Source organism: Leclercia adecarboxylata (assembly GCF_023639785.1).
GTDB lineage: Bacteria > Pseudomonadota > Gammaproteobacteria > Enterobacterales > Enterobacteriaceae > Enterobacter > Enterobacter adecarboxylatus_D.
Window position 1 is genome coordinate 3,215,457 of sequence record NZ_CP098325.1, and the last position, 24,732, is coordinate 3,240,188.

The 24,732-nt window shown below is 60.1% G+C and carries 23 protein-coding genes; 7 read left to right on the forward strand and 16 right to left on the reverse strand.

Features of this window, described 5'->3' with window-relative positions; all coding sequences use genetic code 11:
- Window positions 1-220: 220 nt before the first annotated feature.
- The 3 genes from glpA to glpC are packed head-to-tail and all read left to right on the forward strand — an operon-like array spanning window position 221 to window position 4,243.
- The gene (gene glpA / locus NB069_RS15265; protein ID WP_250584890.1) at window positions 221-1,849 is read left to right on the forward strand and encodes an anaerobic glycerol-3-phosphate dehydrogenase subunit A; all 1,629 of its coding nucleotides are present in this window, start codon (window positions 221-223) and stop codon (window positions 1,847-1,849) included.
- On the forward strand, window positions 1,839-3,053 hold the full coding sequence (glpB, locus tag NB069_RS15270) for a glycerol-3-phosphate dehydrogenase subunit GlpB (RefSeq protein ID WP_250584892.1): 1,215 nt from the start codon (window positions 1,839-1,841) through the stop codon (window positions 3,051-3,053). Before glpA ends, glpB begins: the two co-directional genes overlap by 11 nt.
- A complete protein-coding gene (glpC, locus tag NB069_RS15275) occupies window positions 3,053-4,243 on the forward strand; it encodes an anaerobic glycerol-3-phosphate dehydrogenase subunit GlpC (RefSeq protein ID WP_250584894.1) in 1,191 nt (396 codons plus the stop codon). The genes glpB and glpC overlap by 1 nt, the downstream gene beginning before the upstream one ends.
- A gap of 41 nt (window positions 4,244-4,284) precedes the next feature.
- Here the strand turns inward: glpC and yfaU are convergent, their stop codons facing one another.
- The 8 genes from yfaU to tctD all read right to left on the reverse strand — a co-directional run bounded on the left by yfaU (window position 4,285) and on the right by tctD (window position 12,675).
- Window positions 4,285-5,085 carry a 2-keto-3-deoxy-L-rhamnonate aldolase gene (gene yfaU, locus NB069_RS15280; RefSeq protein ID WP_250584896.1) on the reverse strand — a complete coding sequence of 267 codons (801 nt, stop codon included), beginning with the start codon at window positions 5,083-5,085 and terminating at the stop codon, window positions 4,285-4,287.
- Window positions 5,086-5,101: 16 nt separating this feature from the next.
- Window positions 5,102-6,391, reverse strand: a complete 1,290-nt coding sequence (locus tag NB069_RS15285; protein ID WP_250584898.1) for an MFS transporter — start codon at window positions 6,389-6,391, stop codon at window positions 5,102-5,104.
- A gap of 50 nt (window positions 6,392-6,441) precedes the next feature.
- Window positions 6,442-7,647: an L-rhamnonate dehydratase gene (gene rhmD / locus NB069_RS15290; protein WP_250584900.1), complete on the reverse strand. Its 1,206-nt coding sequence runs from the start codon at window positions 7,645-7,647 to the stop codon at window positions 6,442-6,444.
- Window positions 7,648-7,660: 13 nt separating this feature from the next.
- Window positions 7,661-8,443, reverse strand: a complete 783-nt coding sequence (locus NB069_RS15295) for an IclR family transcriptional regulator (RefSeq protein WP_250584902.1) — start codon at window positions 8,441-8,443, stop codon at window positions 7,661-7,663.
- 199 nt (window positions 8,444-8,642) lie between these two features.
- Window positions 8,643-9,842: a nicotinamide mononucleotide deamidase-related protein YfaY gene (locus NB069_RS15300; RefSeq protein WP_250584904.1), complete on the reverse strand. Its 1,200-nt coding sequence runs from the start codon at window positions 9,840-9,842 to the stop codon at window positions 8,643-8,645.
- 94 nt (window positions 9,843-9,936) lie between these two features.
- Window positions 9,937-10,476, reverse strand: a complete 540-nt coding sequence (locus NB069_RS15305; protein WP_250584906.1) for a YfaZ family outer membrane protein — start codon at window positions 10,474-10,476, stop codon at window positions 9,937-9,939.
- A gap of 128 nt (window positions 10,477-10,604) precedes the next feature.
- On the reverse strand, window positions 10,605-12,014 hold the full coding sequence (locus NB069_RS15310; RefSeq protein WP_250584908.1) for a sensor histidine kinase: 1,410 nt from the start codon (window positions 12,012-12,014) through the stop codon (window positions 10,605-10,607).
- Entirely contained in the window at window positions 12,001-12,675 is a 675-nt protein-coding gene (gene tctD, locus NB069_RS15315) for a transcriptional regulator TctD (RefSeq protein WP_250584910.1), read from the reverse strand. Before tctD ends, NB069_RS15310 begins: the two co-directional genes overlap by 14 nt.
- A 140-nt stretch (window positions 12,676-12,815) precedes the next feature.
- Here tctD and NB069_RS15320 point away from each other — a divergent pair, with 140 nt between their 5' ends.
- Genes NB069_RS15320 through NB069_RS15330 form a run of 3 tightly spaced genes read left to right on the forward strand, consistent with a single transcriptional unit; the run spans window position 12,816 to window position 15,763 of the window.
- On the forward strand, window positions 12,816-13,796 hold the full coding sequence (locus NB069_RS15320) for a Bug family tripartite tricarboxylate transporter substrate binding protein (RefSeq protein WP_250584911.1): 981 nt from the start codon (window positions 12,816-12,818) through the stop codon (window positions 13,794-13,796).
- A gap of 12 nt (window positions 13,797-13,808) precedes the next feature.
- A complete protein-coding gene (locus NB069_RS15325) occupies window positions 13,809-14,240 on the forward strand; it encodes a tripartite tricarboxylate transporter TctB family protein (protein ID WP_250584912.1) in 432 nt (143 codons plus the stop codon).
- Between the two features lie 11 nt (window positions 14,241-14,251).
- The gene (locus NB069_RS15330; RefSeq protein WP_250584914.1) at window positions 14,252-15,763 is read left to right on the forward strand and encodes a tripartite tricarboxylate transporter permease; all 1,512 of its coding nucleotides are present in this window, start codon (window positions 14,252-14,254) and stop codon (window positions 15,761-15,763) included.
- On the opposite strand, the gene menE is transcribed toward NB069_RS15330, so the two are convergent.
- The 8 genes from menE to NB069_RS15370 all read right to left on the reverse strand — a co-directional run bounded on the left by menE (window position 15,764) and on the right by NB069_RS15370 (window position 23,697).
- The gene (gene menE, locus NB069_RS15335; protein ID WP_250584916.1) at window positions 15,764-17,125 is read right to left on the reverse strand and encodes an o-succinylbenzoate--CoA ligase; all 1,362 of its coding nucleotides are present in this window, start codon (window positions 17,123-17,125) and stop codon (window positions 15,764-15,766) included.
- Complete coding sequence (menC, locus tag NB069_RS15340; RefSeq protein WP_250584918.1) at window positions 17,122-18,087, reverse strand: o-succinylbenzoate synthase; 966 nt, start codon at window positions 18,085-18,087, stop codon at window positions 17,122-17,124. Before menC ends, menE begins: the two co-directional genes overlap by 4 nt.
- Window positions 18,087-18,944 (reverse strand): 1,4-dihydroxy-2-naphthoyl-CoA synthase, encoded by an 858-nt coding sequence (menB, locus tag NB069_RS15345; RefSeq protein ID WP_250584920.1) that lies wholly within the window; start codon window positions 18,942-18,944, stop codon window positions 18,087-18,089. The genes menC and menB overlap by 1 nt, the downstream gene beginning before the upstream one ends.
- Window positions 18,941-19,717: a 2-succinyl-6-hydroxy-2,4-cyclohexadiene-1-carboxylate synthase gene (menH, locus tag NB069_RS15350; protein WP_250584922.1), complete on the reverse strand. Its 777-nt coding sequence runs from the start codon at window positions 19,715-19,717 to the stop codon at window positions 18,941-18,943. The genes menB and menH overlap by 4 nt, the downstream gene beginning before the upstream one ends.
- Window positions 19,714-21,384 (reverse strand): 2-succinyl-5-enolpyruvyl-6-hydroxy-3-cyclohexene-1-carboxylic-acid synthase, encoded by a 1,671-nt coding sequence (gene menD / locus NB069_RS15355; RefSeq protein ID WP_250584924.1) that lies wholly within the window; start codon window positions 21,382-21,384, stop codon window positions 19,714-19,716. The genes menH and menD overlap by 4 nt, the downstream gene beginning before the upstream one ends.
- Window positions 21,385-21,472: 88 nt before the next feature.
- On the reverse strand, window positions 21,473-22,768 hold the full coding sequence (gene menF, locus NB069_RS15360) for an isochorismate synthase MenF (protein ID WP_250584926.1): 1,296 nt from the start codon (window positions 22,766-22,768) through the stop codon (window positions 21,473-21,475).
- Window positions 22,769-22,867: 99 nt separating this feature from the next.
- A complete protein-coding gene (elaB, locus tag NB069_RS15365) occupies window positions 22,868-23,173 on the reverse strand; it encodes a stress response protein ElaB (RefSeq protein ID WP_250584928.1) in 306 nt (101 codons plus the stop codon).
- A gap of 62 nt (window positions 23,174-23,235) precedes the next feature.
- The gene (locus NB069_RS15370; RefSeq protein WP_250584930.1) at window positions 23,236-23,697 is read right to left on the reverse strand and encodes a GNAT family N-acetyltransferase; all 462 of its coding nucleotides are present in this window, start codon (window positions 23,695-23,697) and stop codon (window positions 23,236-23,238) included.
- Window positions 23,698-23,770: 73 nt separating this feature from the next.
- Here NB069_RS15370 and rnz point away from each other — a divergent pair, with 73 nt between their 5' ends.
- Entirely contained in the window at window positions 23,771-24,688 is a 918-nt protein-coding gene (rnz, locus tag NB069_RS15375) for a ribonuclease Z (protein ID WP_250584932.1), read from the forward strand.
- Window positions 24,689-24,732 lie beyond the last annotated feature (44 nt).

The following is a 24,732-nucleotide window of genomic DNA, read 5'->3' on the forward strand; positions in this document are numbered from 1 at the left end:
AGGTGTCTCGCACCTGAATTCCAGAGGCGGGGATGTTAAGAAATCATAGCAATTGTTACTGTGAATCAACGCACAGATTGTTACAGAAATATGACAAAATGCGCAAAAAGGCGCACGAAACGCTGTTTCACTTTCGAATTTCGCTCGTTTGTGTTCGAAATCAAACAAACCACAATTTTAATGTGGCTAAATGATAAAAAACGAACACAGAGGGTTAACAATGACAATTCACGAGCCAGGCTACAGCGATGTGATTATCATTGGCGGTGGCGCAACCGGGGCCGGAATCGCACGGGATTGTGCGCTGCGCGGCTTAAGCGTCACGCTTCTGGAGCGCCATGATATTGCAACAGGCGCAACTGGCCGCAATCACGGGCTGCTGCACAGCGGCGCGCGGTATGCGGTCACCGACGGTGAATCCGCACGCGAGTGTATCGCCGAAAATCAGATCCTGCGGCGCATTGCCCGCCACTGCATTGAACCGACCGACGGGCTGTTTATCACGCTTCCCGAAGACGATCTCGCCTTTCAGCCGACCTTTATCACCGCCTGCCGGGCGGCGGGGATTGCGGCCGAGGCCATCGACCCGGCCCTCGCGCGCCGCATTGAGCCCGCCGTCAACCCGGCCCTGACGGGCGCGGTAAAAGTGCCGGACGGTACGGTGGATCCCTTTCGCCTGACGGCCGCCAATATGCTGGACGCCCGCGAACATGGCGCGCGCATCCTGACCGGCCATCAGGTCACCGGGCTTATCCGGGAGGGGCATCGCATCGTGGGCGTGCGGGTCCTGGATACGCAGTACAACGAACTCAGCGAGCTGTATGCCGCCGTGGTGGTCAACGCGGCGGGGATCTGGGGGCAACGCATCGCAGAATACGCCGATTTATCTGTGCGTATGTTCCCGGCCAAAGGCTCGCTGCTGATCCTCGACCACCGCATTAATAACCATGTGATCAACCGCTGCCGTAAACCGTCTGACGCAGACATCCTTGTACCCGGCGATACCATTTCGTTAATCGGTACAACCTCAACGCACGTGGACTACAGCGAGATTGATGCCAACCGCGTGACCGCCGAAGAGGTGGATACCCTGCTGCGCGAAGGGGAAAAACTGGCCCCGGTGATGGCGCAGACCCGCATTCTTCGCGCCTATGCCGGGGTGCGTCCGCTGGTCGCCAGCGATGACGACCCGAGCGGGCGCAACGTCAGCCGGGGCATCGTGCTGTTCGATCACGCCGCGCGCGACGGCCTGGAGGGCTTTATCACCATTACCGGTGGCAAATTGATGACCTACCGGCTGATGGCCGAGATGGCGACCGACGCCGTGTGCCGCAAGCTGGGTAACACGCAGCCCTGCGTGACGGCTGAAAAAGCGCTCCCCGGCTCACAACAATCGACCGAAAAGACGCTGCAAAAAATTATCTCCCTGCCTGCTCCTCTGCGCGGTTCCGCCGTCTATCGCCACGGCGACAGGACGCCGTCCTGGCTGGGCGAAGGGCGGCTGAGCCGCAGCCTGGTATGCGAGTGCGAAGCCGTGACCGCCGGTGAAGTGCAATACGCCGTGGAGAATCTGACGGTGAACAGCCTGCTCGATCTCCGACGCCGCACCCGGGTGGGCATGGGTACCTGTCAGGGTGAACTGTGCGCCTGCCGTGCCGCCGGGTTGCTACAGCGTTTTAATACCACCACCGCTACACAGTCGCTGGATCAGCTCAGCGCGTTTTTAAATGAACGCTGGAAAGGGATTCAGCCTGTCGCCTGGGGTGATGCCCTTCGCGAAACCGAGTTTACCCGCTGGGTCTATCAGGGGCTTTGCGGTCTTGAGAGGGAACAACAGGATGAAATTTGATACCGTGATTGTCGGCGGCGGGCTGGCAGGCTTGCTCTGTGGCATCAAACTCACGAGGCAGGGGCTGCGCTGCGCCATTATTACCCGGGGCCAGAGCGCCCTGCACTTCTCGTCCGGCTCGCTGGATCTGTTGGATGAAACGTACCGCGATAAACTGCCCCCGGCCCACCCCTATCACCTGATTGGCGCGCGGCATATTGACCGCCTTGCGCTGGAAACCGAAACGCTACTGGCGGACTGCGGCGCACGTCTGAAGGGAAGTTCCAGGCGAAATCATCAGCGGGTCACGCCGCTCGGCAAACTGCGTTCCGCCTGGCTCAGCCCTGAAGAGGTACCCGTTGCCCCCTTAAATGCCGCACGCGTGCGAGTGGTGGGCATTAGCGGGTTTCTCGATTTTCAGCCCCATCTTGCGGCGGCATCGCTTTGCCGCCAGGGGGTTAACGCCGACACGGCAGAGATAGAACTGCCCGAACTGGATGTCCTGCGCGATAACCCGAGCGAGTTTCGCGCGGTGAACATTGCCCGTTTTCTTGATAACGAAGAGCGATGGTCTCTTCTGTATGACGCGCTCAGGCCGCTCGGTGAAACATGCGACGCGCTGTTGATGCCCGCCTGCTTTGGCTTAAGCGACAACCGGCTCTGGCGCTGGCTTTCGGATCGTCTGCCCTGCGCGCTCGGGTTACTGCCTACGCTTCCCCCTTCCGTACCCGGCATCCGCCTGCACACCCAGCTGCAGCACAAATTCATTGCCCAGGGTGGCGTGTGGATGGCGGGTGATGAGGTGAAAAAAACCACCCTCACCGACGGGAGAGTCAGCGAGATATGGACCCGAAACCATGAAGATATTCCGCTTCGTACCCGCTATACGGTGCTGGCAAGCGGCAGCTTCTTCAGTAACGGGCTGCTGAGCAGCCGGAAGGGGGTCCGGGAAGCCATTATGGGGCTTGACGTCCGGCAACTTGCCTCCCGCGCGGACTGGTATCAGAGTGATTTCTTCTCGCCGCAGCCCTGGCAACAGTTCGGGGTGATTGTCGATAACCAACTGCATCCGCAGCTCTCCGGCACGCCCGTCAGCAATCTCTTTGCTATCGGCTCGCTGCTGGGCGGATACGATCCCATTGCCCAGGGATGCGGTGGCGGCGTCTGCGCCGTCACGGCGCTGTATGTGGCGGAGCAGATTAGCCAGTGCGCGGAGGCTGTGTAATGAACGATACCCGGTTTGAAAACTGCATTAAATGTACGGTCTGCACCACGGTATGTCCGGTCAGCGGCGTTAACCCGCGCTATCCCGGCCCGAAACAGGCCGGACCCGACGGTGAGCGCCTGCGCCTGAAGGATGGCAGGCTTTACGATGAGGCGCTGAAATACTGCATCAACTGTAAACGCTGCGAAGTCGCCTGCCCGTCGGATGTTAAAATCGGCGATATCATCCAGCGCGCCCGGGCGCGCTACGGCACGCAAAAGCCATCCCTGCGGGACGCTATTCTGAGCCACACCGATCTGATGGGCAGCCTGTCGACGCCATTTGCCCCGCTGGTAAATGCCGCCACCTCCCTCAAACCGGTGCGCCGGCTGCTGGATGCGACGCTGAAGATAGACCATCACCGCAGCCTGCCGAAATATTCTCAGGGTACCTTTCGGGGCTGGTACAAGTCCGTCGCGGCCGAACAGGCGCGGTTTACCGAGCGGGTCGCCTTCTTCCACGGCTGCTATGTAAATTACAACCACCCGCAGCTGGGCAAAGATCTGCTGAAGGTACTGAATGCCATGGGAACCGGCGTAACGCTTCTCAACAAAGAGAAATGCTGCGGCGTCCCGCTGATTGCCAACGGATTTACTGATAAAGCCCGTAAGCAGGCCACAAGCAATGTCGCGTCCCTGCGCGAGGCCATTGTCGACAAAGGAATGCCGGTGCTGGCGACCTCATCCACCTGTACCTTCACCCTGCGCGACGAGTATCCGCACCTGCTGGACGTGGACAACACCGGGCTGCGTGAGCATATCGAGCTGGCGACACGCTTTTTGTGGCGCAAACTGGATAGCGGAAAGACGTTGCCCCTGAAGGCATTACCCCTGAAAGTGGTCTATCACACGCCATGCCATATGGAAAAGATGGGCTGGTCACTCTATACGCTTGAGCTGCTGCGGTTAATTCCGGGCCTTAAGCTGACGGTGCTGGATTCGCGCTGCTGCGGCATCGCGGGCACCTACGGCTTTAAGCGGGAAAATTACGAAACCTCTCAGGCGATTGGCGCTCCGCTGTTCCGCCAGATTGAAGAGAGCGGCGCGGAGCTTGTGGTGACCGACTGTGAAACCTGCAAATGGCAGATAGAGATGTCCACCAGCAAACGCTGCGAGCATCCCATTAGCCTGCTGGCACAGGCGCTGGATTAAACAAGCGCCCGGCTGAAGGCCTCTGCCGGGCGCTTCCCTGATTAATAACTTGTTTTACTGGCTGCGGATAGCGGCGTTTTGAACATCGCCAGTCGCCTGTCGAGGGCGTCGGTATACAGCATGGTGTCCACTCCAACCGCAACAAAGGTCGCTCCCCAGCTTAGCGCCTTTTGCGCCATCTGCGGATCGACCGCAAGAAAGCCTGCGGCTTTACCCGCAGCACAAATGCGGCGAATGCTGCGCTCGATAATCGCCAGGACTTCCGGGTGCCCGGCGTTATCCGGATACCCCAGCGAGGCAGAGAGATCGGCAGGGCCGATAAACACGCCATCAATGCCGTCCACGGCCAGGATTGCGTCCAGGTTCTCCAGCGCCGTTTTGCTTTCGACCTGAATCATCAGGCAGAGCTCATCATTAGCCTGAGCCATGTAGTTTTCGACTCGTCCCCAGCGGGCGGCGCGGGCGACACCCGCGCCGACGCCTCGCGTGCCCTGCGGCGGATAGCGCGTTGCCAGCACAATTTGCCGCGCCTGCTCTGCGGTATCCACCATCGGGATCAGCAGCGTTCTGGCGCCGATATCAAGCACCTGTTTGATCAGGCTGCGGTCGCCGTCAACCGGGCGGATCACCGGCTGGCCTGGATAAGGCGCAATCGCCTGCAGCTGGTGGTACAGATCCTGAACGGTGTTGGGCGCATGCTCCCCGTCGATTAACAGCCAGTCATAGCCTGAGGTTGCCGCTATCTCCGCCATGTAGGACGACGTGGAACTTAACCACAACCCAATTTGCGTTTCGCCGTTACGCAGGGCCTGCTTAAAAGGATTAGAAAGAACGTTCTGCATAATAACTCCCTGAAAATTAATGATGTATGCGGTCGGCCTGGGGGGCGGTGCGGGTCACCCCCAGCACGAGGATCGCCATCGATCCGAGAATGGCGATTGCAGCCAGCGCCAGCAACCCCGCCGCATCGCTGCCAAATACGTTCTGGGCCTCCACCCGGATGAGCGGGGCGAGAAAACCGCCCACCGCGCCAAACAGGTTGACGAAGCCAATCCCTGCCGCCAGCGCCGTCCCGGAGAGCAACTGTGTCGGCATAGTCCAGAAGACCGGCTGCACGGCAATAAATCCCACCGCGGCCACGCACAGTGCCATCATCGCCAGAACCGGTGACACCAGCCCCGACACACCCACCCCAATACCGGCGGCCAGCAGCGTCAGCGTGGCGATATTGCGCCGCTCGCCGGTGCGGTCGGAATAACGCGGGATAAGCCAGGTGCCAAACAGCGCGGCCACCCATGGAATCGCCGTCACCACCGAGGCAGTAAAGCCCACTTTAGTGCCGAGCAGGGCTGCGACCTGGGTCGGGAGGAAGAAGATCAGTCCATAGACGGCAATCTGAATGGTCATGTAGATAAAGGCCAGCTGCCAGACCCGGCCATTGCGCAGGGCATCGCTCAGGCGTGAAGTCGCTTTGCTCTGCTCTTCACTCGCCAGTTGATTGATCAGCACCTGCTTCTCCTCTGCGTTCAGGAATCGCGCCTGCTGAGGCGTATCGTCAAGCCAGAAGAAGGTAAAAACCCCTGCCCCTACGGCAATCAGGCCTTCAATAACAAACATCCAGAACCAGCCAGGATGGCCCATAAAGCCGTGCATCTCCAGCAGTGCGCCGGAGAGCGGTGATCCGAGCGACAACGCCAGCGGCGCCCCCATGTAGAACAGCCCCATGATGCTGGCGCGGTTGCGCTGGGGGAACCACTGGGAGGTGAGATAGATCATGCCGGGGAAGAAGCCCGCTTCCGCGGCCCCAAGCAGGGTGCGGATCAGCAAAAATTTGCTTTCGGTATCGGCCCATGCCATCGCCGCGGAGAGAAAACCCCACAGCAGCGTGGTGGTGCCAATCCACGTCCGGGCGCCAAATTTACGCATCAGCAGGTTGGCGGGCACACCCAGCAGGGCGTAAACCACAAAGAAGATCCCGGCGCCGAGGGCGTAGGCTTCATTGCTGAGCCCGGTATCGATCTGGTAGCTCTCCTTGGCAAAGCCGATGTTAGAGCGATCCAGAAACGCCAGCACATACAGCGCCAGCATAAACGGGATCAGACGGGCGCGGTTTTTCCTGACCACGCTGTCAAGCAGAGTCATACTCATAGACAATCCTCAGTGAACGGTGACGCCACGCCGGTGCGCGGCGCGGCTGTTTAGTGGCTGTAGGGACGTTTCAGGGCGCAATCACGGTTGAGCTCGACGCCGAAACCGGGTTTATCCAGCGTCGATTTATGGATGCGGCCATTCACCGGCACCGGTTCATCGAGCAGGATCGGATCAAACTGCGGGCGCAGCGTGGCGCAGTCCGGGCTGGTCATCAGGAACTCGCTGAACGGGGTGTTGGTGAAGGTGATCACCGCGTGATGGGAGTAGACCGACGAGCCGTGCGGCACCACCAGTTGCCCGCGGGCTTTGGCGATAGCGGCGATCTCCACCAGCGTGGTTAATCCCCCGCACCAGCCCACGTCCGGCTGCATAATGTCGATCCCGGTTTCGGACAACGTACGGAAGGACTGCAGCGTGCCGTGGTGTTCGCCGCTGGTAACCATCATGCCCGGTGGGGCATTGCGCTTCAGTTCGCGATAGCCTTCATACTGCTGGGGCGGCAGGCACTCCTCAATCCACTTCAGATTGTACGGCGCGCAGGCATGGGCCAGCTTCGTGGCGTAATTCACATCCTGGCTCATCCAGCAGTCAAGCATCAGCCAGAAGTCGGGCCCGCATTTTTCCCGGTACTCCGCCACCATCGCGACATCCTGGCGGATCCCCGCGTCGCCGTCATGCGGCCCCCGGTGAGTCGGCATTTTACCGCCGATGAAGCCCATCTCTTTCGCCAGGTCCGGGCGCGCGCCGGTGGCGTAAAAACGAATTTCATCCCGCACCGCGCCGCCCAGCAACTTGTAGACCGGCAGTCCAACCACCTTGCCAAACAGATCCCACAGCGCCAGGTCGATACAGGAGATGGTGTTCAGCACCAGCCCGCCGGAACCGGCGTAAAACATCGTTGCCCCGAGCATCTGGTCGTGGATGAGCTTGATGTCGCTGACGCACTTGCCCTCTATAAAACGGCTGAGGTGTTTCTCCACGATAAAACAGCCCATTTCCCCCGCGGTGGAGACAGCAAAACCGGTCTGGCCGTTTTCTGCCTCTACTTCCACAACCAACGTGCCGAGGACGTTAATGCCGAACGACTGGCGCGACTGCTCATACTGGGGGTATTTACTCATCGGGGTGGCGATGTGGTCGTCGATCCAGTGGTTAGCCCCCTGATCGTGGTAATCGCCACCGCCAGCGCCCTTCTCTGCCGTTGCGCCACCGGTGAACCAGGCACGGATCTGTTTAATCTTCGGTAGGGTCATGATGTTCTCCATTTTATGAGGCGTGTTGTTCGAAGGGGCTTTTCCAGCCCAGTAACCGGGAAATGTCTTTCGCGCAGGCAATCGCTTTACCGGCCAGGTAGTCGCGGTTGTCCTCAGTGATTTGCAGCCGGGTGCCCACCACCGAGATTGCCGCGGTGAGTTCGTTGCTGGCATTGAAGACCGGCGCCGCCACGCAGCGCACGTCGGGATAGTCTTCACCGTTATCAAAGCTCCAGCCCCTGGCGCGAATACGTGCCAGCTCGTTGCGCAGCCGATCGGGATCGGTGATGGTTGTGGGTGTCGCGCGTTCCCAGCAAATGCCAGCGATAATCGACTCCTGTACAGAGGGGAGTTGCCAGGCAAGCAGGCACTTGCCGATGCCCGAACGGGGAAGCGACAGGCTTTTCCCCTCGTGGGAGCGCACGCTGATGGTGGCGGGAGACTCGATTTTCAGAATGTAGTAGGCGTTATCGTGATCGATGATGCCGAGATGACACAGCATGCCGCACTCGTCCATCAGCCGGGTCAGGCGCGGGCGCGCCAGCTCGCGCAGATCCATCCGGCTGACGGCGTGGCCGGCCAGCTCCACCAGCCTGGTCCACAGGCAGTAATTATCCTGGTTATCGAGACTCAGAAAGCGCTGCTTTCTCAGCTCACCCAGCAGGAGATAGGCGGTGCTTTTCGGGATGCCGAGCTCCTCGATGATGGTCGCGGCGCTGCACGGCCCCAGACGGGCAATAGTAGTAAGAATATCAATGGCGCGGGTCAGCGCCGGTACTTTGCTTGATTCCAGCATAGTGGACTCCAGTCCTGAATACTGGAATCAGTGTTGCGGCTGTAAGCGAGTTTATTTGTGAGCGGGTTCAAATCCCGGGCGCTATCCAGCCTGCTGAACCGTCAGCAGTAGAATTATGTGATAAGCAGCACGGAAAAAAATCTGGCGAGTACAACAGGTTGGACAAACTTGCGCCGGAAAGGGGTCCGGCGCACCCCTATCAAGAGAGGAAAAGCGTATCGACGACGTTAATCCAGCCATGTTCGCCGGCAACCGGCTTGCCGTTCAGCCAGCGGCGCAGCATATTCAGCGCCATCATCGCACACACCTCCTGACGTACCGCCAGGCTGTAGCGCGAGGCGCTCATTTTAACGCGCAGGCCGTGCGTGCCTTCAGGAGTAGAGAGGGCGAAGTTAAGGTGATCTTCTTCCAGCCCGGAGATCGCCAGCGCCAGCCCGGCGAAATGGTTCACTCGACGCTCTGCGGCCCAGTGGGCGGTTTGTGCCAGCGTCTCTTCCTGAGACGGCACCACTTCGCTTGCCAGCAGCGAGGCATTGGCACGGGATAACTGCAGAGCCAGAAGCCCGCCGGTGAACTGCTCGCTCAGGGTCAGGCCTAACTGACGGGCCTGCAGTTCACGAACGATCTGCGCGGGTAGCCCCTCGGTACCTTCGAAAATCAGGTTCTCACCCGCCACGCGCTGCACCTCTGGCCATAGCGCCAGCATCGCGGCTTTTTCCGTGGCCGGGCCGGTTAATTTCAGCTCAATAATCGGCATGGAAGAGCGATAGCCCATCGTGACGCCCGGCGGTAAAGCGAGATGATCGAGGCTCTGGGCCAGATCGCTTTCGGAGCGCCCGAAGGTGGTAAGACGCAAACAGATGGGAGGTTCAGAGAGGGTAAAACGGGCCCGTAATCGCGGCAGGATCTGCTGTTCGACCATCACTTTAAATTCTGACGGGACACCCGGCGTGAAGAACATCAGGCAGCGGTTAAGCTGAACGGCGAAGCCGCAGGCGGTGCCGACCGGGTTATCAACCAGTTCGGCGCTGGCCGGGATTTCAGCCTGTTTGCGGTTGCTGGGCGCCATCACGCGGCCACGATCGGAGAAAAAGCGCTCCATGTGGGCCAGCCACTCCTCATGCAACACCAGCCCTTCGCCTTTGGCGGTCGCAGCGGCCAGCGCGCTGAGATCGTCGCTGGTGGGGCCCAGTCCACCGTTCACAATCAGCACGTCGCACTGTTCGCTGCGCTCGCGCAGAACGTTGACCAGCGACTCGAGATTGTCGCCTACGGTATTGCGGCGCGTTAGCGGTAATCCTTGCTCAAAAAAGAGATCGGCAAGCCAGGCGGCATTGGTATCAATGATTTGTCCATGCAGCACTTCGTCGCCAGTGGATAACATTTCCACGTTTATCATTGTGTTCTCCCATTTCAATGGTCAAAACACTATAGCGCAATCGAAGACCGGAGGGAGAGAGAAACTGGCGCGACGGAACGCCGCGCCGAAGGGGTTAGAAGCCTGCGCTCACGCCCACGTATGGACCGTCAGCAATGGCGTTGTCGCGGTTGCCATCTTTGCCCGCCAGGTTCAGGTAACGGTAGCCTGCTTCGATGGTAATCGGACGCACAATGGTCCAGCGTGCGCCAGCGTTGGCTTCCTCATAGCTGTCAATACCGCTGGAGAGGGAGTCCGGAGAGTAGTAGTACTCACCGAACAGGCCAAAGCTGTCGCCAATTTTCCACTGCAGGCCGCCGCCCACTGCCGCCGCGTAACCTTCGTCACCGTCGTTCGGGTTGGTGTAGATGCCTTTACCGCCGATGGTCGCCAGGAATGGACCAAGCGGAACGTTAAAACCGAGGCCCAGGCTTGCTGCATCGCCGTCGTCGTCGTTATGCGTCCAGCCGCCGGTCATCGCCAGGCCTGCGCTATCCGTGCCAAGACCAAAGCCCAGGTGGGTATAATCCTCGCCCGCCGAGCCGTTGAAGGAAATAGCGTTGGCCGCTGCCGATACACACATCAGGCCTAAGCCCATTAATGCCACTTTTTTCATTGTCGTGATCCCGCACAATTTGTTCACAGATATCCAAAACCGCGAGATTTTAACCTGACTGGCTGTGGGATCAATGGACTCCGCGTGCGACGGACAATTAGTTTGTAACGATTTGATAATATCGGTATTTACGTCATCAATAAAAAGCGCATTTTTACGCACAGGCCGCCCAGATGTTCACTGGGCATCAGCTGAAGGTGGCTGCGGTGCAGGCGGGCAATATCATTGGCCAGCGCCAGCCCAATCCCCGACCCGGCGGCATCCCCCACGTTATCCAGCCGATGAAACGGCAGCATGGCCCGGGAAACCTGATCTTCAGCAATTCCCGGTCCGCTGTCCTCCACGCTGAGCTCAACAGCGTCGTTATCCGTGTGCAGATACACCGTGACGATGCCCTGCGCCGGGGTGTATTTGATCGCGTTCTCCAGCAGGTTTGCGCACAGCTCGCCCAGCAGCACCTCATCACCTTCTATCATGACGGGTTGCTGAACGCCGTCATAGCCTAGATCGATTTCCTTGCTGCGCGCCTGCGCCAACCGGGAGAAGCAGCAGTTCTGCACCACCTGAACCAGATCCACGGGGGCAAACTGGCGCTCTCCCTGCTCTTTGTGCTTCACCGTAGAAAACTGCAGCAGCCGTTCAGTGAGAACGATGGTGTTGTCCAGCGTCACGTTCATGGCGCGTAAGCTCTCCTGCCACAGGGCCGGATCGTTTCGTGTCAGGGCAACGGAAACCTGGGTTTTGAGCACCGCCAGCGGCGTTTTGAGCTGATGAGAAGCATCGGCGTTGAAGCGCTCCTGGCGGGAAAGCACGCCGCGTAACCTGTCGATATAACGGTTAAAGGCCACGATGAGCAGCCGCGTTTCCGACCAGGGCAGCAGCTCCGGCAGCGGGGCCAGCAGCCCAGGCTCACGGCGCACCATCAGCGAGGAGAGCTGGCGCATCGGGCGCAGCACGCGACGCAGCAGCCAGGCGGTTAAGACCAGCGTCAGCAGCACCAGCAGCCCCTGCGAAACAAGCGATGAAAACAGAAGCTGAGTGGCCAGATAGCGCCGGGACTGCAAGGTTTCGGCGACGTAGATCTCCGCCATACCGGACACGTTGTCCTCGTTAACCGGCTGGAGTAACTTCGCCACGCGGATCGCCTGGCCGCGATACTCGGTATGATAAAACCAGGCCAGCGCGGGATAGTGCGTGGTGCGCGACGTGGAGGGAGGCATGTTCGGCAGATCGTCATAGCCGGAGATCACCCGCCCTTGCGGATCGACCACCTTGTAATAGAGGCGATCGTTCATGTTCAGTTCAAAGCTGTCGAGCACCACCCAGGGCACATTGACCAGCAGCTTGCCGTTATGCACCTCCAGCCGCTCAGAGACGGTACGCGCCGAAGATAGCAGCGTGCGGTCGTACGCCTGGGTCGCCGCCTGCAGGGCGCTGACGTAACTGTTAAAGGCCGACAATCCCCACAGCAACAGCAGCGGCAGGCCGAGAAAAAGCAGCAGCTGCAGGTAAAGCGACTGGGGCTTAACCCACTTCATCGCCGCACTCCAGCACATAGCCCAGCCCGCGCAGGGTGGTGATCCGTACCCCGCTGCCGCTCAGCTTTTTACGCAGGCGATGAATGTAGAGATCGAGACTCTCGGGGCTGACGTCGTCGTTCAGGCTAAACACCTGATCGAACAGCTGCTGGCGGGAGACGGGCCGGGTGCGGCGATGCATCAGCACCTTCAGCAGCGACAGTTCCCGCGGGGTAAGCGAGAGCGGCTCATCGCGCAGCAGGAAAAAACCGTCGTCGTCATACTCCAGCTCCCCAAGGTGCTGGCGCTCCTGGGTTCGCCCCTCACTTCTGCGCAGCAGGGCGCGAAGCCTGGCGTCCAGCTCCTCCAGTTCAAAGGGTTTTGGCAGATAATCATCCGCCCCGGCGTTCAGGCCTTTCACCCGATCCGCCACGTTGCTGCGTGCGGTGAGAAACAGCACCGGCAAGGTCTGGCCGCGTTTTCGTAAACGGTGCACCACCTCCAGGCCGTCAAAACCGGGCATGCCGATGTCCAGTATCGCCACCGCGTAGTTTTCCCCCTGCAGGAGATGATCGGCCGCGCGCCCGTCAGAAACGCAGTCTACGGCAAAGCCCTCCTGCACCAGCGCTTTCTCCAGCCAGTGAGCCAGCTCACGATTATCTTCCGCCAGTAAGAGACGCATATCACATCCTGTAAAGTTGGTGTCGCATTGAAAGGGAAATGAAAGGTTATTGTTTTAACAATCACGCAACGGAACCGCTACAAGGTGGTTCACATAATCAGAAAAAACCCGTACCCGTACCCCCGGCGTGAGGATAAGCGATGAAAAAACAATTACTTTCTACGATTGCTGCAAGCGTATTAATGTTGAGTGCCTCTGTTGTCCAGGCGCAGGACGCCCCTTCCCGTACCGAATGTATCGCCCCGGCCAAACCGGGCGGCGGCTTCGATCTCACCTGCAAACTGATTCAGGTCAGCCTGCTGGAGACGAAGGCCATTGAAAAGCCGATGCGTGTAACCTACATGCCAGGCGGCGTGGGCGCGGTGGCCTATAACGCGATCGTCGCCCAACGTCCGGCAGAAGCCGGCACCGTGGTGGCCTTCTCCGGCGGCTCGCTGCTGAACCTCTCCCAGGGCAAGTTTGGCCGCTACGGCGTGGATGACGTGCGCTGGCTGGCCACCGTCGGTACCGACTACGGCATGATCGCCGTGCGCGCGGACTCCCCCTGGAAATCCCTGAAAGATCTGCTTACCGCCATGGAAAAAGACCCTAACAGCGTGGTGATTGGTGCAGGCGCCTCCATCGGCAGCCAGGACTGGATGAAAGCCGCCCTGCTGGCGCAACAGGCGAAAGTGGACCCGCACAAAATGCGTTACGTGGCGTTTGAGGGCGGCGGAGAACCGGTAACGGCGCTGATGGGCAACCACGTGCAGGCGGTTTCCGGCGATCTCAGCGAAATGGTGCCCTACCTGAACGGGGATAAGATCCGCGTGCTGGCGGTCTTCTCGGAAAATCGCCTGCCGGGGCAGCTGGCAAACGTACCGACCGCAAAAGAGCAGGGTTACGACCTCGTCTGGCCGATTATCCGCGGCTTCTTCGTCGGGCCAAAAGTGACCGATGCCGAATACCAGTGGTGGGTCGACAACTTTAACAAACTGCAGCAGACCGACGAATTTAAAAAGCAGCGCGATCTGCGCGGGCTGTTTGAGTTCAACCTGAACGGTAAGCAGCTGGACGAGTATGTCAAAAAACAGGTGAATGACTATCGCGAGCAGGCGAAAGCCTTTGGCCTGGCCAAATAACCGGAGGCGCTAATGAGCGATCGCATTTTTGCCGGGATCTGGTTGTTGCTCTGCATTGGCGGGATGTTCGTTGCCTGGCAGATCCACAGCGAATACAGCTATGAACCCGTGGGGCCACGCCCCTTTCCAATGGGCATTGTCGGCCTGATGCTGCTTTGCTCGGTGGCCATGCTGTTACGCCATCCGGATACCGTCGAGTGGCCGCCCAGGCGCATTTTGCAGCGGCTGCTGGTGATGGTCATTGTGCTCCTGATGTATGCCTGGGGCTTTGAATGGCTCGGCTTCCCGGTGGCGACCGCCATCCTGACGATGGTCATCGGCATGCTGTTTAACGCCAGCCTCCCTGCTGCGGGGATCTCGGGTGTGGTGATGGGCATTTGCCTGTGGTACGCCTTTGACCGCCTGCTGGATGTCACGCTGCCGCTTGGCGCCTGGCTTAATTAACGGAGCACGCTATGGATACCTGGATTTACCTCTCACAGGGGTTCGCTGTGGCGATGACCCCGGAAAACCTGGTGATCGCCCTGATCGGCTGCTTCGTCGGGACGATCGTCGGTCTGCTGCCTGGACTCGGGCCCATCAACGGGGTCGCTATTCTGCTCCCGCTGGCGTTTGCCCTGCATCTGCCTGCGGAATCGGCGCTGATCCTGCTGGCCACGGTCTATATCGGCTGTGAATATGGCGGCCGTATCTCGTCAATACTGCTCAACGTGCCCGGGGATGCGGCGGCCATTATGACCGCGCTGGACGGTTACCCGATGGCGCGGCAGGGACGCGGCGGCGTGGCGCTCTCTATTTCCGCCGTCAGCTCGTTCTTTGGCTCGCTGATTGCCATTGGCGGCATCATTCTGTTTGCGCCTGCGCTGGCCCAGTGGTCCCTGGCGTTTGGTCCGGCAGAGTATTTTGCCCTGATGGTTTTCGCCATTGCCTGTCTCGGCAGCATGATGGCGCAAAACCCCCTGAAATCGTTCTTGTCTGCGCTGATCGGCTTAGGGTTAGCCACCGTCGGCGTGGATGCCAACACCGGGGTCTATCGCTTTACCTTCGACAGCGTTCACCTGTCCGACGGCGTGCAGTTTATCGTGGTCGTGATTGGTCTGTTCTCTGTCTCTGAGATCTTACTGATGCTGGAACATACCAGCAGCGGGCAGACGCTGGTGCGTAAAACCGGCCGGATGCTCTTTAGCGCCAGAGAGGGCGCGCAGTGTATCGGCACCACGCTGCGTTCAGCGGTCATTGGTTTCTTTGTTGGCATTCTGCCGGGCGCCGGGGCGACCATCGCCAGCGCCATCACCTATATGACGGAGAAAAAGCTCAGCGGCAACAGCGACAGCTTTGGCAAAGGCGATATTCGCGGCGTCGCCGCCCCCGAAGCGGCCAACAATGCCTCGGCCTGTGGCTCGTTTATTCCCATGCTGACGCTCGGCGTACCCGGCTCCGGCACCACGGCGGTGATGATGGGGGCGTTGACGCTCTATAACATCACCCCAGGACCGGCGATGTTTACCGAACAGCCGGACATCGTCTGGGGGCTGATTGCGGCGCTGCTGATTGCTAACGTGATGCTGCTGGTGATGAACATCCCGCTGATCGGCCTGTTCACCCGTATGTTGTCTATTCCGCTTTGGTTCCTGGTGCCCACCATCGCGGCCGTCTCGGCGGTTGGGGTGTATGCGGTACACAGCACCACCTTCGACCTGATTCTGATGGTGGTGCTGGGGGTGTTCGGCTACATCTTGCGTAAAATGCACTTCCCGATGTCGCCGCTGATTTTAGGGTTTGTGCTGGGTGAGATGCTGGAGCAGAACCTGCGCCGCGCCCTCTCCATCAGCAATGGCAATATCTCCATACTGTGGGACAGCAACGTGGCGAAGGTCCTGCTGGCGCTGGCGATTGTGGTGCTGGTCGTGCCGCCGGTGTTGCGCCTGATGCGGCGTCAGCGTAAGCCGCAGCCCGATGTCGGTTAATTAACCTAAAAGCTGCGCATTCGCCCACTGTTTTAACGCCTGGCGGGAGATCTTAATCCCGCCATTTTTTAGCTCTGCCGGCAGCACCAGCCAGCGCACGGGCTGCTCAAAACGGGCCAGTTTGCCCTGCACCCATTCCGGGAAGCGGGTGATATCCGTTCCCGGTTCACACTCCACCACCGCCACCGGACGCTGGCCAAATTCGGCGTCAGTCAACGGAACAACGAAGACCTGGCTGATGTCCGGATGGGTCGCGATGATCCGCTCAAGACTCTCGGGCTGGATGCCCTCGCCTCCGCTGAAAAAGAGGTTATCCATCCGACCGAGGATCGTCAGGCGACCGTCATGCAGTTCGCCGCGATCGCGGGTGGCAAACCAGCCCTCTGAATTGGTGAGCGGCAGCAACCTACCGTCGCGCCAGTAGCCTGAGGCCATGCTTTGCGCCTTGATCCAGACTTCACCGTTAACGACCTGAACCTCCCTGCCCGGCAGCGCGCGGCCCACGTCCGGCTCGCCGTCAGCCTCTTTCGCGCAGACGGTAGAGGCAAACTCCGTCAGGCCGTAGCCGCAGAACGTAGAAATCCCCTGCGCGCGCGCCTGTTGCGTCAACTCAACGGGAATGGCGGCCCCGCCCAGCAGTACCGCTTTCAGCGCGATATGCTGGTGGGTATTGAGCAGACGCCAGAGCTGGGTGGGCACCAGCGAGGCATGCGTGCACCCCTGCATGGCCTGCTCCAGCGGCTGCTTCTCGCGCGCGGTTAAGCGCGCGCCGGCCTGCAGCCAGCGCCATAAGATCCCCTGCCCGGAGACGTGAAACAGCGGCAGCGAAAGCAGCCAGTCGTCATCGTCGCCGTAGGGCATCAGCGCAAGGACGCCTGCCGCGCTGGCAAGATGCGCCCCGCAGGTATGAACGGCCGCTTTCGGCAGTCCGGTCGAGCCGGAGGTGAGCGTCATTGAGGCCAGCCGCTCAGGCTGCCATGCCACGCTGTATTCACCGGGCTGGGCATGCACGGCAAGGGTGGCGAGTCCGTCATAGTGACCGTCCAGCACCAGCGCAAAACGCAGCGTCATCTGCGAAAGCAACACCTCCAGCAGTGGGCGCGGAAGCTGGGGGTTAACAGGAAGAATTCGCGCGCCACACTGGAGCAGCGCCAGCCATGCAAGCAGGGTCTGAGGATGATTATGGGCGAGCAGCAGCACACCGTCCCCCGCCTCCACGCCCTGACGGTGGAACCCCGCCGCCAGAGTGTCGACGCGCGTGCAGAGCTGTTGCCAGCTCAATACCTCATCATTCAGACGCAGGGCGGGTTTGTCGGCTCGCTGCGCACGCCAGTGCCGCCACGGCCAGTCAGCAAAACTCATTGCAACGGCTCCAGCGCCTCAATGCCCGCGCACGGCAACGCGCTACCCGGCCACGGCCGAATAAGCTGGGTTTGCATCAGGTTTAGCGTATCCAGCCCCGGGATGGTGTCGGGCGTTAACCAGGCGGCAATGCGCGCCAGCTGCGTCAACCCCAGGCTGGATTCGATGGAGGAGCTGATGACCGCTGTCAGCCCTGCGCTGTGCGCTGCCGCCACCTGCTCACGTACCTTCGCCAGGCTACCCGTTAACGTCGGCTTTATAACCACGGCGCTCACGCCCGGCTCGGCAGTAAACGTGAAATCTGCCTCGCGGAGGCTCTCATCCCAGGCAATGGCAATGCCGGTTTCTCGGGCAAAGGCGCGTGAATCCTCGCGGGTTTTGCACGGTTCTTCCAGAAAGGCGATGCGGCTGCGGTACGCCGGGTTGACGTACTTCGCAAACTGCTGCGCCTTCAGCGGCGTCCAGGCGCGGTTGGCGTCCAGGCGCAGGCGCAGATCGGGGATCGCTTCCAGGAGGAGGTTAGCGACCATACCGTCGCGTACCGCTTCGTAAAGACCGACTTTGATTTTCGCCACTTTCTCGCGGGGCATCGCGCTGAGCAAGGCAAACAGTTCATCCGGATCGCCGGTGCAGAGCGGTGCGGCCCGATAGTCCGCCTGCTCCGGCAGGGTGCCGTCCAGCTCCGCCAGCGCACAGCTGATGCCGAAGTCTACCGAAGGCAAACCCGACAGCAGCGGCGCTTCGCCGTTGCGCCACGCGCGAGACCACGCCCGCAGCGCAGCCTCTGCGTCCTCCAGCGATTCACGGCTGAAGCCCGGCAAGGGGGCGATCTCTCCCCACCCTTCCCGACCGCTCTGCTGCAGATGAATGAACAGACCATCGCGGGTTTTTAACCGCCGCTCGCGCAGTACCACCCCCGCGTCCATCGGTATCTGCCAGCGGTAGATCTGCACGCTGCGCATTACGGATTCCGTTTGTATTTACTGAAGTCCGGCTGGCGTTTTTCGTTGAACGCGTTACGCCCTTCCTGGCCCTCTTCGGTCATGTAGAACAGCATGGTGGCGTTGCCTGCCAGCTCCTGCAACCCGGCCTGACCGTCGCAGTCGGCGTTGAGGGCCGCCTTCAGGCAGCGCAGCGCCATTGGGCTGTTCTGCAGCATTTCGCGACACCAGCGAACGGTCTCTTTTTCGAGATCGGCAATAGGTACCACGGTGTTAACCAGGCCCATATCCAGCGCTTCCTGGGCGTTGTACTGACGGCACAGGAACCAGATTTCACGCGCTTTTTTCTGACCGACGATGCGGGCCATGTAAGACGCGCCCCAGCCGCCGTCGAAGGAGCCGACTTTCGGACCGGTCTGGCCGAAGATGGCGTTCTCTGCGGCAATGGTCAGATCGCACATCATGTGCAGCACGTGGCCGCCGCCGATGGAGTAGCCTGCCACCATCGCGACAACCGGTTTCGGGCAGGTACGGATCTGACGCTGGAAATCAAGCACGTTCAGGTGATGGGTACCCGCATCGTCCTGGTATCCGCCGTAGTCACCGCGTACTTTCTGATCGCCACCGGAGCAGAAAGCTTTTTCACCTTCCCCGGTAAGGACGATAACGCCGATGTTGTCGTCATAACGCGCATCCGCCAGGGCCTGAATCATCTCTTTGACGGTCAGCGGGCGAAATGCGTTGCGCACTTCCGGACGGTTAATGGTGATTTTGGCGATCCCGTCAGTCGATTTATGGTAGCGAATGTCGGTATAGCCTTCGGAGCAGTCCTGCCATTCCACCGGGGCGTACAGCATGTTTTCATCAGGGTAGATCATAGCGTGTCCTTTGTTGAAAGACGGAGTATCTGGGCCAGACGCTCAGCCACCGCAACGGGGTTTTCCCGGTGGGCGTTATGTCCGGCGTAAGGAATTTCATATTGGGTGACAGGAAGTTGCCGGGCAATGTCCCGAAACTTGTGGTCCTGCTCGCCATAGAGATAGAAAAAAGGGAGGGCGCTCTCAGCGAGCGCCGCCCGTAAATCGGGTTGTTCGGCAAGCGACGTCGCCTGCAGCATCGCGGCCAGGGTAATCCCCGTGTTGCGGCTACGCAGGTCGACCAGCTGCTCCCGTTGCGCCGGGCTTAGCGAGGCAAATACCGGCTGTTGATACCAGTCGGCAAATACTGTCGCTAAAGGCTCCTGGCGAAAACGTGCGGCCCACCGGGCATCGGAGGCGCGGCGGATTGCGCGCTCGCGTTCATCGCTCAACCCCGGATGCGCCCCCTCGACGATCAGCCCCTGCAACCCCCCGGGCCGCTGGCAGGCGTGATACAGCGCAATGCGGCCGCCGAGGGAGTACCCCACCAGCCAGTAGTTGAGTATGTTGTAACTAAATAGCGTGCGGTTCAGCAGGCGACTCACGTCATCGAAATCGTTCACTCTGATGTGCGCCGATTCGCCGTGCCCCGGCAGGTCGAGATAGAGCCGGGGATAAGCCGCCAGATAGTCCCCCGGCAGCTGCCATTCGCGGCGATCGCCGGAAAAACCGTGCAGGAAAACCAGCCAGGGTTTATCCGCCTGCCCTTTTCGTTGCGTTCCCGCGAGGATCACAGGTGGCTAACCTGCGCCAGCAGATTTTGCAGCATCTGCGCGCCGTCGCTGTCGTTCACCACCACTTCAATAAGCGTGGCGCCGGGTTTACTCCACGCCGTGCTGAGCGCGCTTTCAAGCTCCGCCCAGCTTTCGGGGCGCTGATATCTGAGGCTGAACATCGCCGCGGCATGTTCAAACTGCACGTTTTGCGGCATCAGATAAAAGCGTTCCCGTTCGCTCTGCGGGGTTGGCAGCAGGGAGAAAATCTGCCCCCCGTTGTTGTTGATGACCATCAGCACAAAAGGTGCCGAGGCCTGACGCAGCAGCGCCAGCGCATTCAGGTCGTAGAGCGCCGAGAGATCGCCCACAATGGCCAGCGTGGAACGGGCGCTGGCGCGCTGAACCCCGGCGGCAGTGGAAATCAGCCCGTCAATGCCGCTGGCACCACGGTTGCTGAACACCGGGTAGCCCGCCGGCAGGCGGGAGAAGGCGTCAATCAGGCGTACCACCAGGCTGTTCCCCACAAACAGCTGTCCCTGTTCGGGCAGATAGCGATGGATGCGGTGCGCCAGCTGCGCCTCGCCGAATGCTTCGCTGTGTTGCGCCGTCAGCGCCCAGGCCTGGCGAGAGAGCTCGGGAATTTCAGTTGCCCAGGGGGCGCGTTTTTCTGCCGGATGCAGTTCCAGCCACTCGCCCACGCGGGATACCAGCCGACGCCCGCGATGATGCGCGGGATCCAGCCGCCCTTCGTGAGGGTCCACCAGCCAGTACTCTTCCGGCGTGCAGGTAGCCTGCCACTGTAAAAGCCGCTTTCCCGTCAGGCTGCCGCCAAGCTGCACCACAATTTGCGCCTGCTCCAGCTCGGTGACGGCCCGGGCGTTGCCGAGCCAGAGATCGGCGCACGGCAGCGGCTGCCCGGTCTGGGAGAGCACGTCGCCAATCAGCGGCCAGCCCAGCCGTTGCGCCCACTGTGCCACCAGTTTGCCTTCTTCGGCACTCATCCTGCCCGCGAGTACCACCCCGCGTTTCTGCCGCCAGAAGAACCAGTCACGCTGTTTTGGGCTTGATAGCGCCGCCGGTGCGCGCAGCCAGGGTTTATCGCTCTGCCACCAGTCGCCCAGCGCCTGCTGCCAGTCCAGATCGGTATTATCCATTTCGCCATACAGGGGTTCGGCAAAGGGACAGTTAATGTGTAGCGCTCCCGCACGCAGCGCGCCCAGGGCGTTATCCACCGTCGAGACCAGCCAGCGGGCAGGAATATCCCGGGTCGGGCGCGGCAGGGACAGGGTTTGGGTCGGATGGGAGGCAAAAATACCCTGCTGGCGAATGGCCTGGTTTGCACCGCAGTCGATCAGCTCCGGGGGGCGATCCGCGGTCAGCAGGACCAGTTTTTCACCGGTCAGACCGGCCTCAATCAGCGCAGGATAGAGATTCGCCACGGCCGTACCGGAGGTGACAATGACGGCTACCGGCGCATCGCTGGCTTTTGCCAGCCCCAGCGCCAGATGCCCCAGGCCGCGCTCATCAAAATGGGTATGATGAATAAAGGCCCGGTTTTCAGCAGCGGCCAGGGTCAACGGCGTTGAGCGCGAGCCGGGCGCTATGCAAACATGCCTGACGCCATGGCGGGTCAGGGCTTCGAGGATCACCGCCGCCCAGCGTCGGTTAAATGAACTCACTGACATGGAATTGTCCGGTATCAATATTGCGACGTAGTATAAATAATAGAGAAAGATGTAATTTTGATATGAATCGGGAATGTACGACTCAGTATTAATCCTTTAGGAGCAGAGAGCGCAGTCCGGCGGCTTTATTTTCAATCTCCTGCCACTCCTGTTCAGGGTCGGAACCGCTCACGATCCCTGCCCCGGCATACAGGCGCACGCTGTTTTCCTGCACCCTGGCCGAACGCAGCGCCACGCAGAACTCGCTTTGCGCTAACGAGAGATACCCGACAGAGCCGGCATACCACTCCCGGTCGAAGGGTTCATTGCGGGCGATAAACTCCCACGCCGCCTGGCGCGGCAGACCGGCAACCGCCGCAGTGGGTTGCAGGCGCATCAGGCACTGTTCATCGTCCGGGTGTTGCAGCGTCGTCCAGATGCAGCGGCGTAAATGCTGGACCTTACGTAAACGCACAATTTGCGGCGGGAGTACGTCGAGCACCCCGTTATCCCGCTGCAGGCGCTGACAGATATCCTCAACCACCAGCATGTTTTCACGCTGGTTTTTATCGTCTTTCATCAGCCAGTTACCCAGACTGGCGGCCCGGGCATCGTCAGGATGGCTGGCCACGGTACCGGCCAGCGCTTCGGTGCGCAGCTGCAAGCCGCGCCGCCGCCACAGGCGTTCCGGCGACGATCCGAGAAACGCATGGGTGGCATCGCTGCGCATCAGGAAGTGATAGCACTGAAAATTGACCTGTCGGCTGGCCGCCATCAGCGCGGCTGGGTTTACCGGCTGGTTAAACTGCAGATCCGTGGCCCGGGCCAGCACCACTTTATCGAACTCACCCCGGGCAATGGCGTCTGTCGCTGCGGTAATCAAGGCATGCCAGCCAGCCCGGTCAGGTAACTGGGCTTCGCTTACTACCGTCTGCGTCACCGGGGTCACCGGCTGGCTGTCCGCCAGGGAGCGGACAAACGCCAGCGTGCGTCGGGCCTCGTTTTTTAGCGAGGTTTCGCTCCAGAGCACCAGGCGCAACGTCGCGGTTCCCCCGGCGCGCTGCCACAGCAAACGGGGCAGGAACAGGCTGCCCTGTCCGGGATCGAACGCGTTAACGCCCACCACCCGAAGATCGGCAGCGTGTGGGTAGAGATGCAAAAATTGACGGGCAGCAGATAAGGAAGCGAAATGCTTTAACGCCCCCAGGGCGGCATACTCTTCATCGCCATTGCGCTGCTGCCAGTAGAACTGCGGCCAGGTTTGCTGGGCATTCAGCCAGCCAAGTGGGTCGAACGCATCATTAAGGGGAAAGGAGACATCAAGACAATGCAGGCCAGGCGCATCGGGAAACTCGGCGACTAATTGATGGCAAAGACCTTCCAGCGCGGTGGAAATCGAGTGCACGCGAACTTCTCCCAGCTCAAAAACCTCACATTATAAGGGGTACTTAAAAGAAAAAGCAGTACCCCCGATTTGGCAGGGAGAAGCCTTGGTGCTGTGTCGTTAACGGCGGGCGAGCAGAATACCCAGTATCAGGCCAGCGGCGGCGCCGACGCCAATCCCCTGCCATGGTTTTTCACGGACATAATCATCCGCACGGTAGACCGCTTTTTTGGCCTTGTAATAGTATTGATCGGACGCATGGCCCACGCGCGTTTTCACATCGTGCAGAGCCTGCTCAGCACGCGCTTTAAGCTCAACGTATTTCTGATCGGCCGGATCGCCGGAAGAGCGTAATACCTCCTCCAGGGTTTCACTCAGCAGAGTCAGATCGTCATCAACATGGTTATCCGATGATTGATAAGACATAGTGTTCTCCATGTGGTTGCATCAGTTCGATAACTATAGACAATGCCTGCCAATTCCGCCTGTTACGCTTGCTGTGCCTCTTTCGCCATCCCGATGTGTGGTATGCCGTCTTCATCGTAAACGTCGGTCACAGGGGAAAAGCCAAAATGGCCATAAAACGACTGCAGATGCGCCTGTGCCCCGAGGTATAACGCCTTGTTCGGCCAGTTGTTTTCGCATGAGCGAAGCGTTTGCTCCATCAGCGTGTAGCCCAGCTTTTCGCCCCGCGCCTGAGGGCTGATGATGACGCGGCCTATCACCACGGGAGAAAAATCGTCGTCGCTTTTCAGAATCCTCGCATACGCTACCAGCCGGTTATCTTTCCAGCCGAGGATGTGGCGGTTCTCCCCCACCAGATCGTCGCCGTCAATGTCCTGATAGGGGCAGGATTGTTCAACAACAAACACCTCGCAGCGCAGTTGAAGTAGGGCGTAAAGCGCAGGAACGGTCAGCTCGCTATGGTGCAGATCTTGCCACTGGATCATTGAGATCTCCTTATCGTATGGGTAGCCGTTATACTAATGACTTTTCGTCCCCGGCGCAGAGGCTTAGTACATTATGGAGCTGCTTTTTTTAGGAACATCCGCTGGCGTGCCGACCCGTACGCGCAACGTCACATCCATCCTGCTGGATTTGCAGCACCCTACCCGCAGCGAATTGTGGATGTTCGACTGCGGCGAAGGCACGCAGCATCAGCTGCTCCACACCGCGGCGCATCCCGGCAAGCTGAACAGAATATTTATTACCCACCTGCATGGTGACCACCTTTTTGGCCTGCCGGGGCTGCTGTGCAGCCGCTCAATGGCGGGCAATATTCACCCGCTGACCATTTATGGCCCGCCCGGCATCAGGGAGTTCGTCGAAACCAGCCTGCGGATCAGCGGCTCGTGGACGGATTATCCTCTCGAGATTATTGAGATCCAACCGGGGATCGTATTCAGGGATGATGCGTACACCGTGACCGCCGCGGCGCTCAATCATCCCGTAGAGTGTTACGGCTTTCGCATTGAGGAGTGCGATAAACCGGGCGCGCTGGACGGCGCAGCGCTCGTGGCTGCCGGCGTGCCCTTCGGCCCCCTGTTCCAGCAGCTGAAACGCGGTGAAAGCGTGACGCTGACGGATGGCAGGACGATCAACGGCGCCGACTATCTCTCCCCGCCCCGCCCGGGTAAAAAACTGGCTATCTTTGGCGATACCGCCCCCTGCGACAATGCCTTTGCCCTGGCAAACGGCGTTGATCTGCTGGTGCATGAGGCCACGCTTGAGAGCGCAATGGAGGAGAAGGCCAACAGCCGCGGCCACAGCTCGACGCGTCAGGCGGCCACGCTTGCCCGTGACGCGCAGGTAAAAAAACTGATCGTTACCCACGTCAGCTCCCGCTATGACGCCGAAGGCTGCGCCATGCTGCTGGCCGAGTGCCGGAACCTGTTTGCCGGGACGCAGCTTGCAGAAGATTTTGCTACCGTGCGCGTTTAATGCTCTGGTTTTCCCCGAAACTGCCGATAACCCTGTCAGGCAGG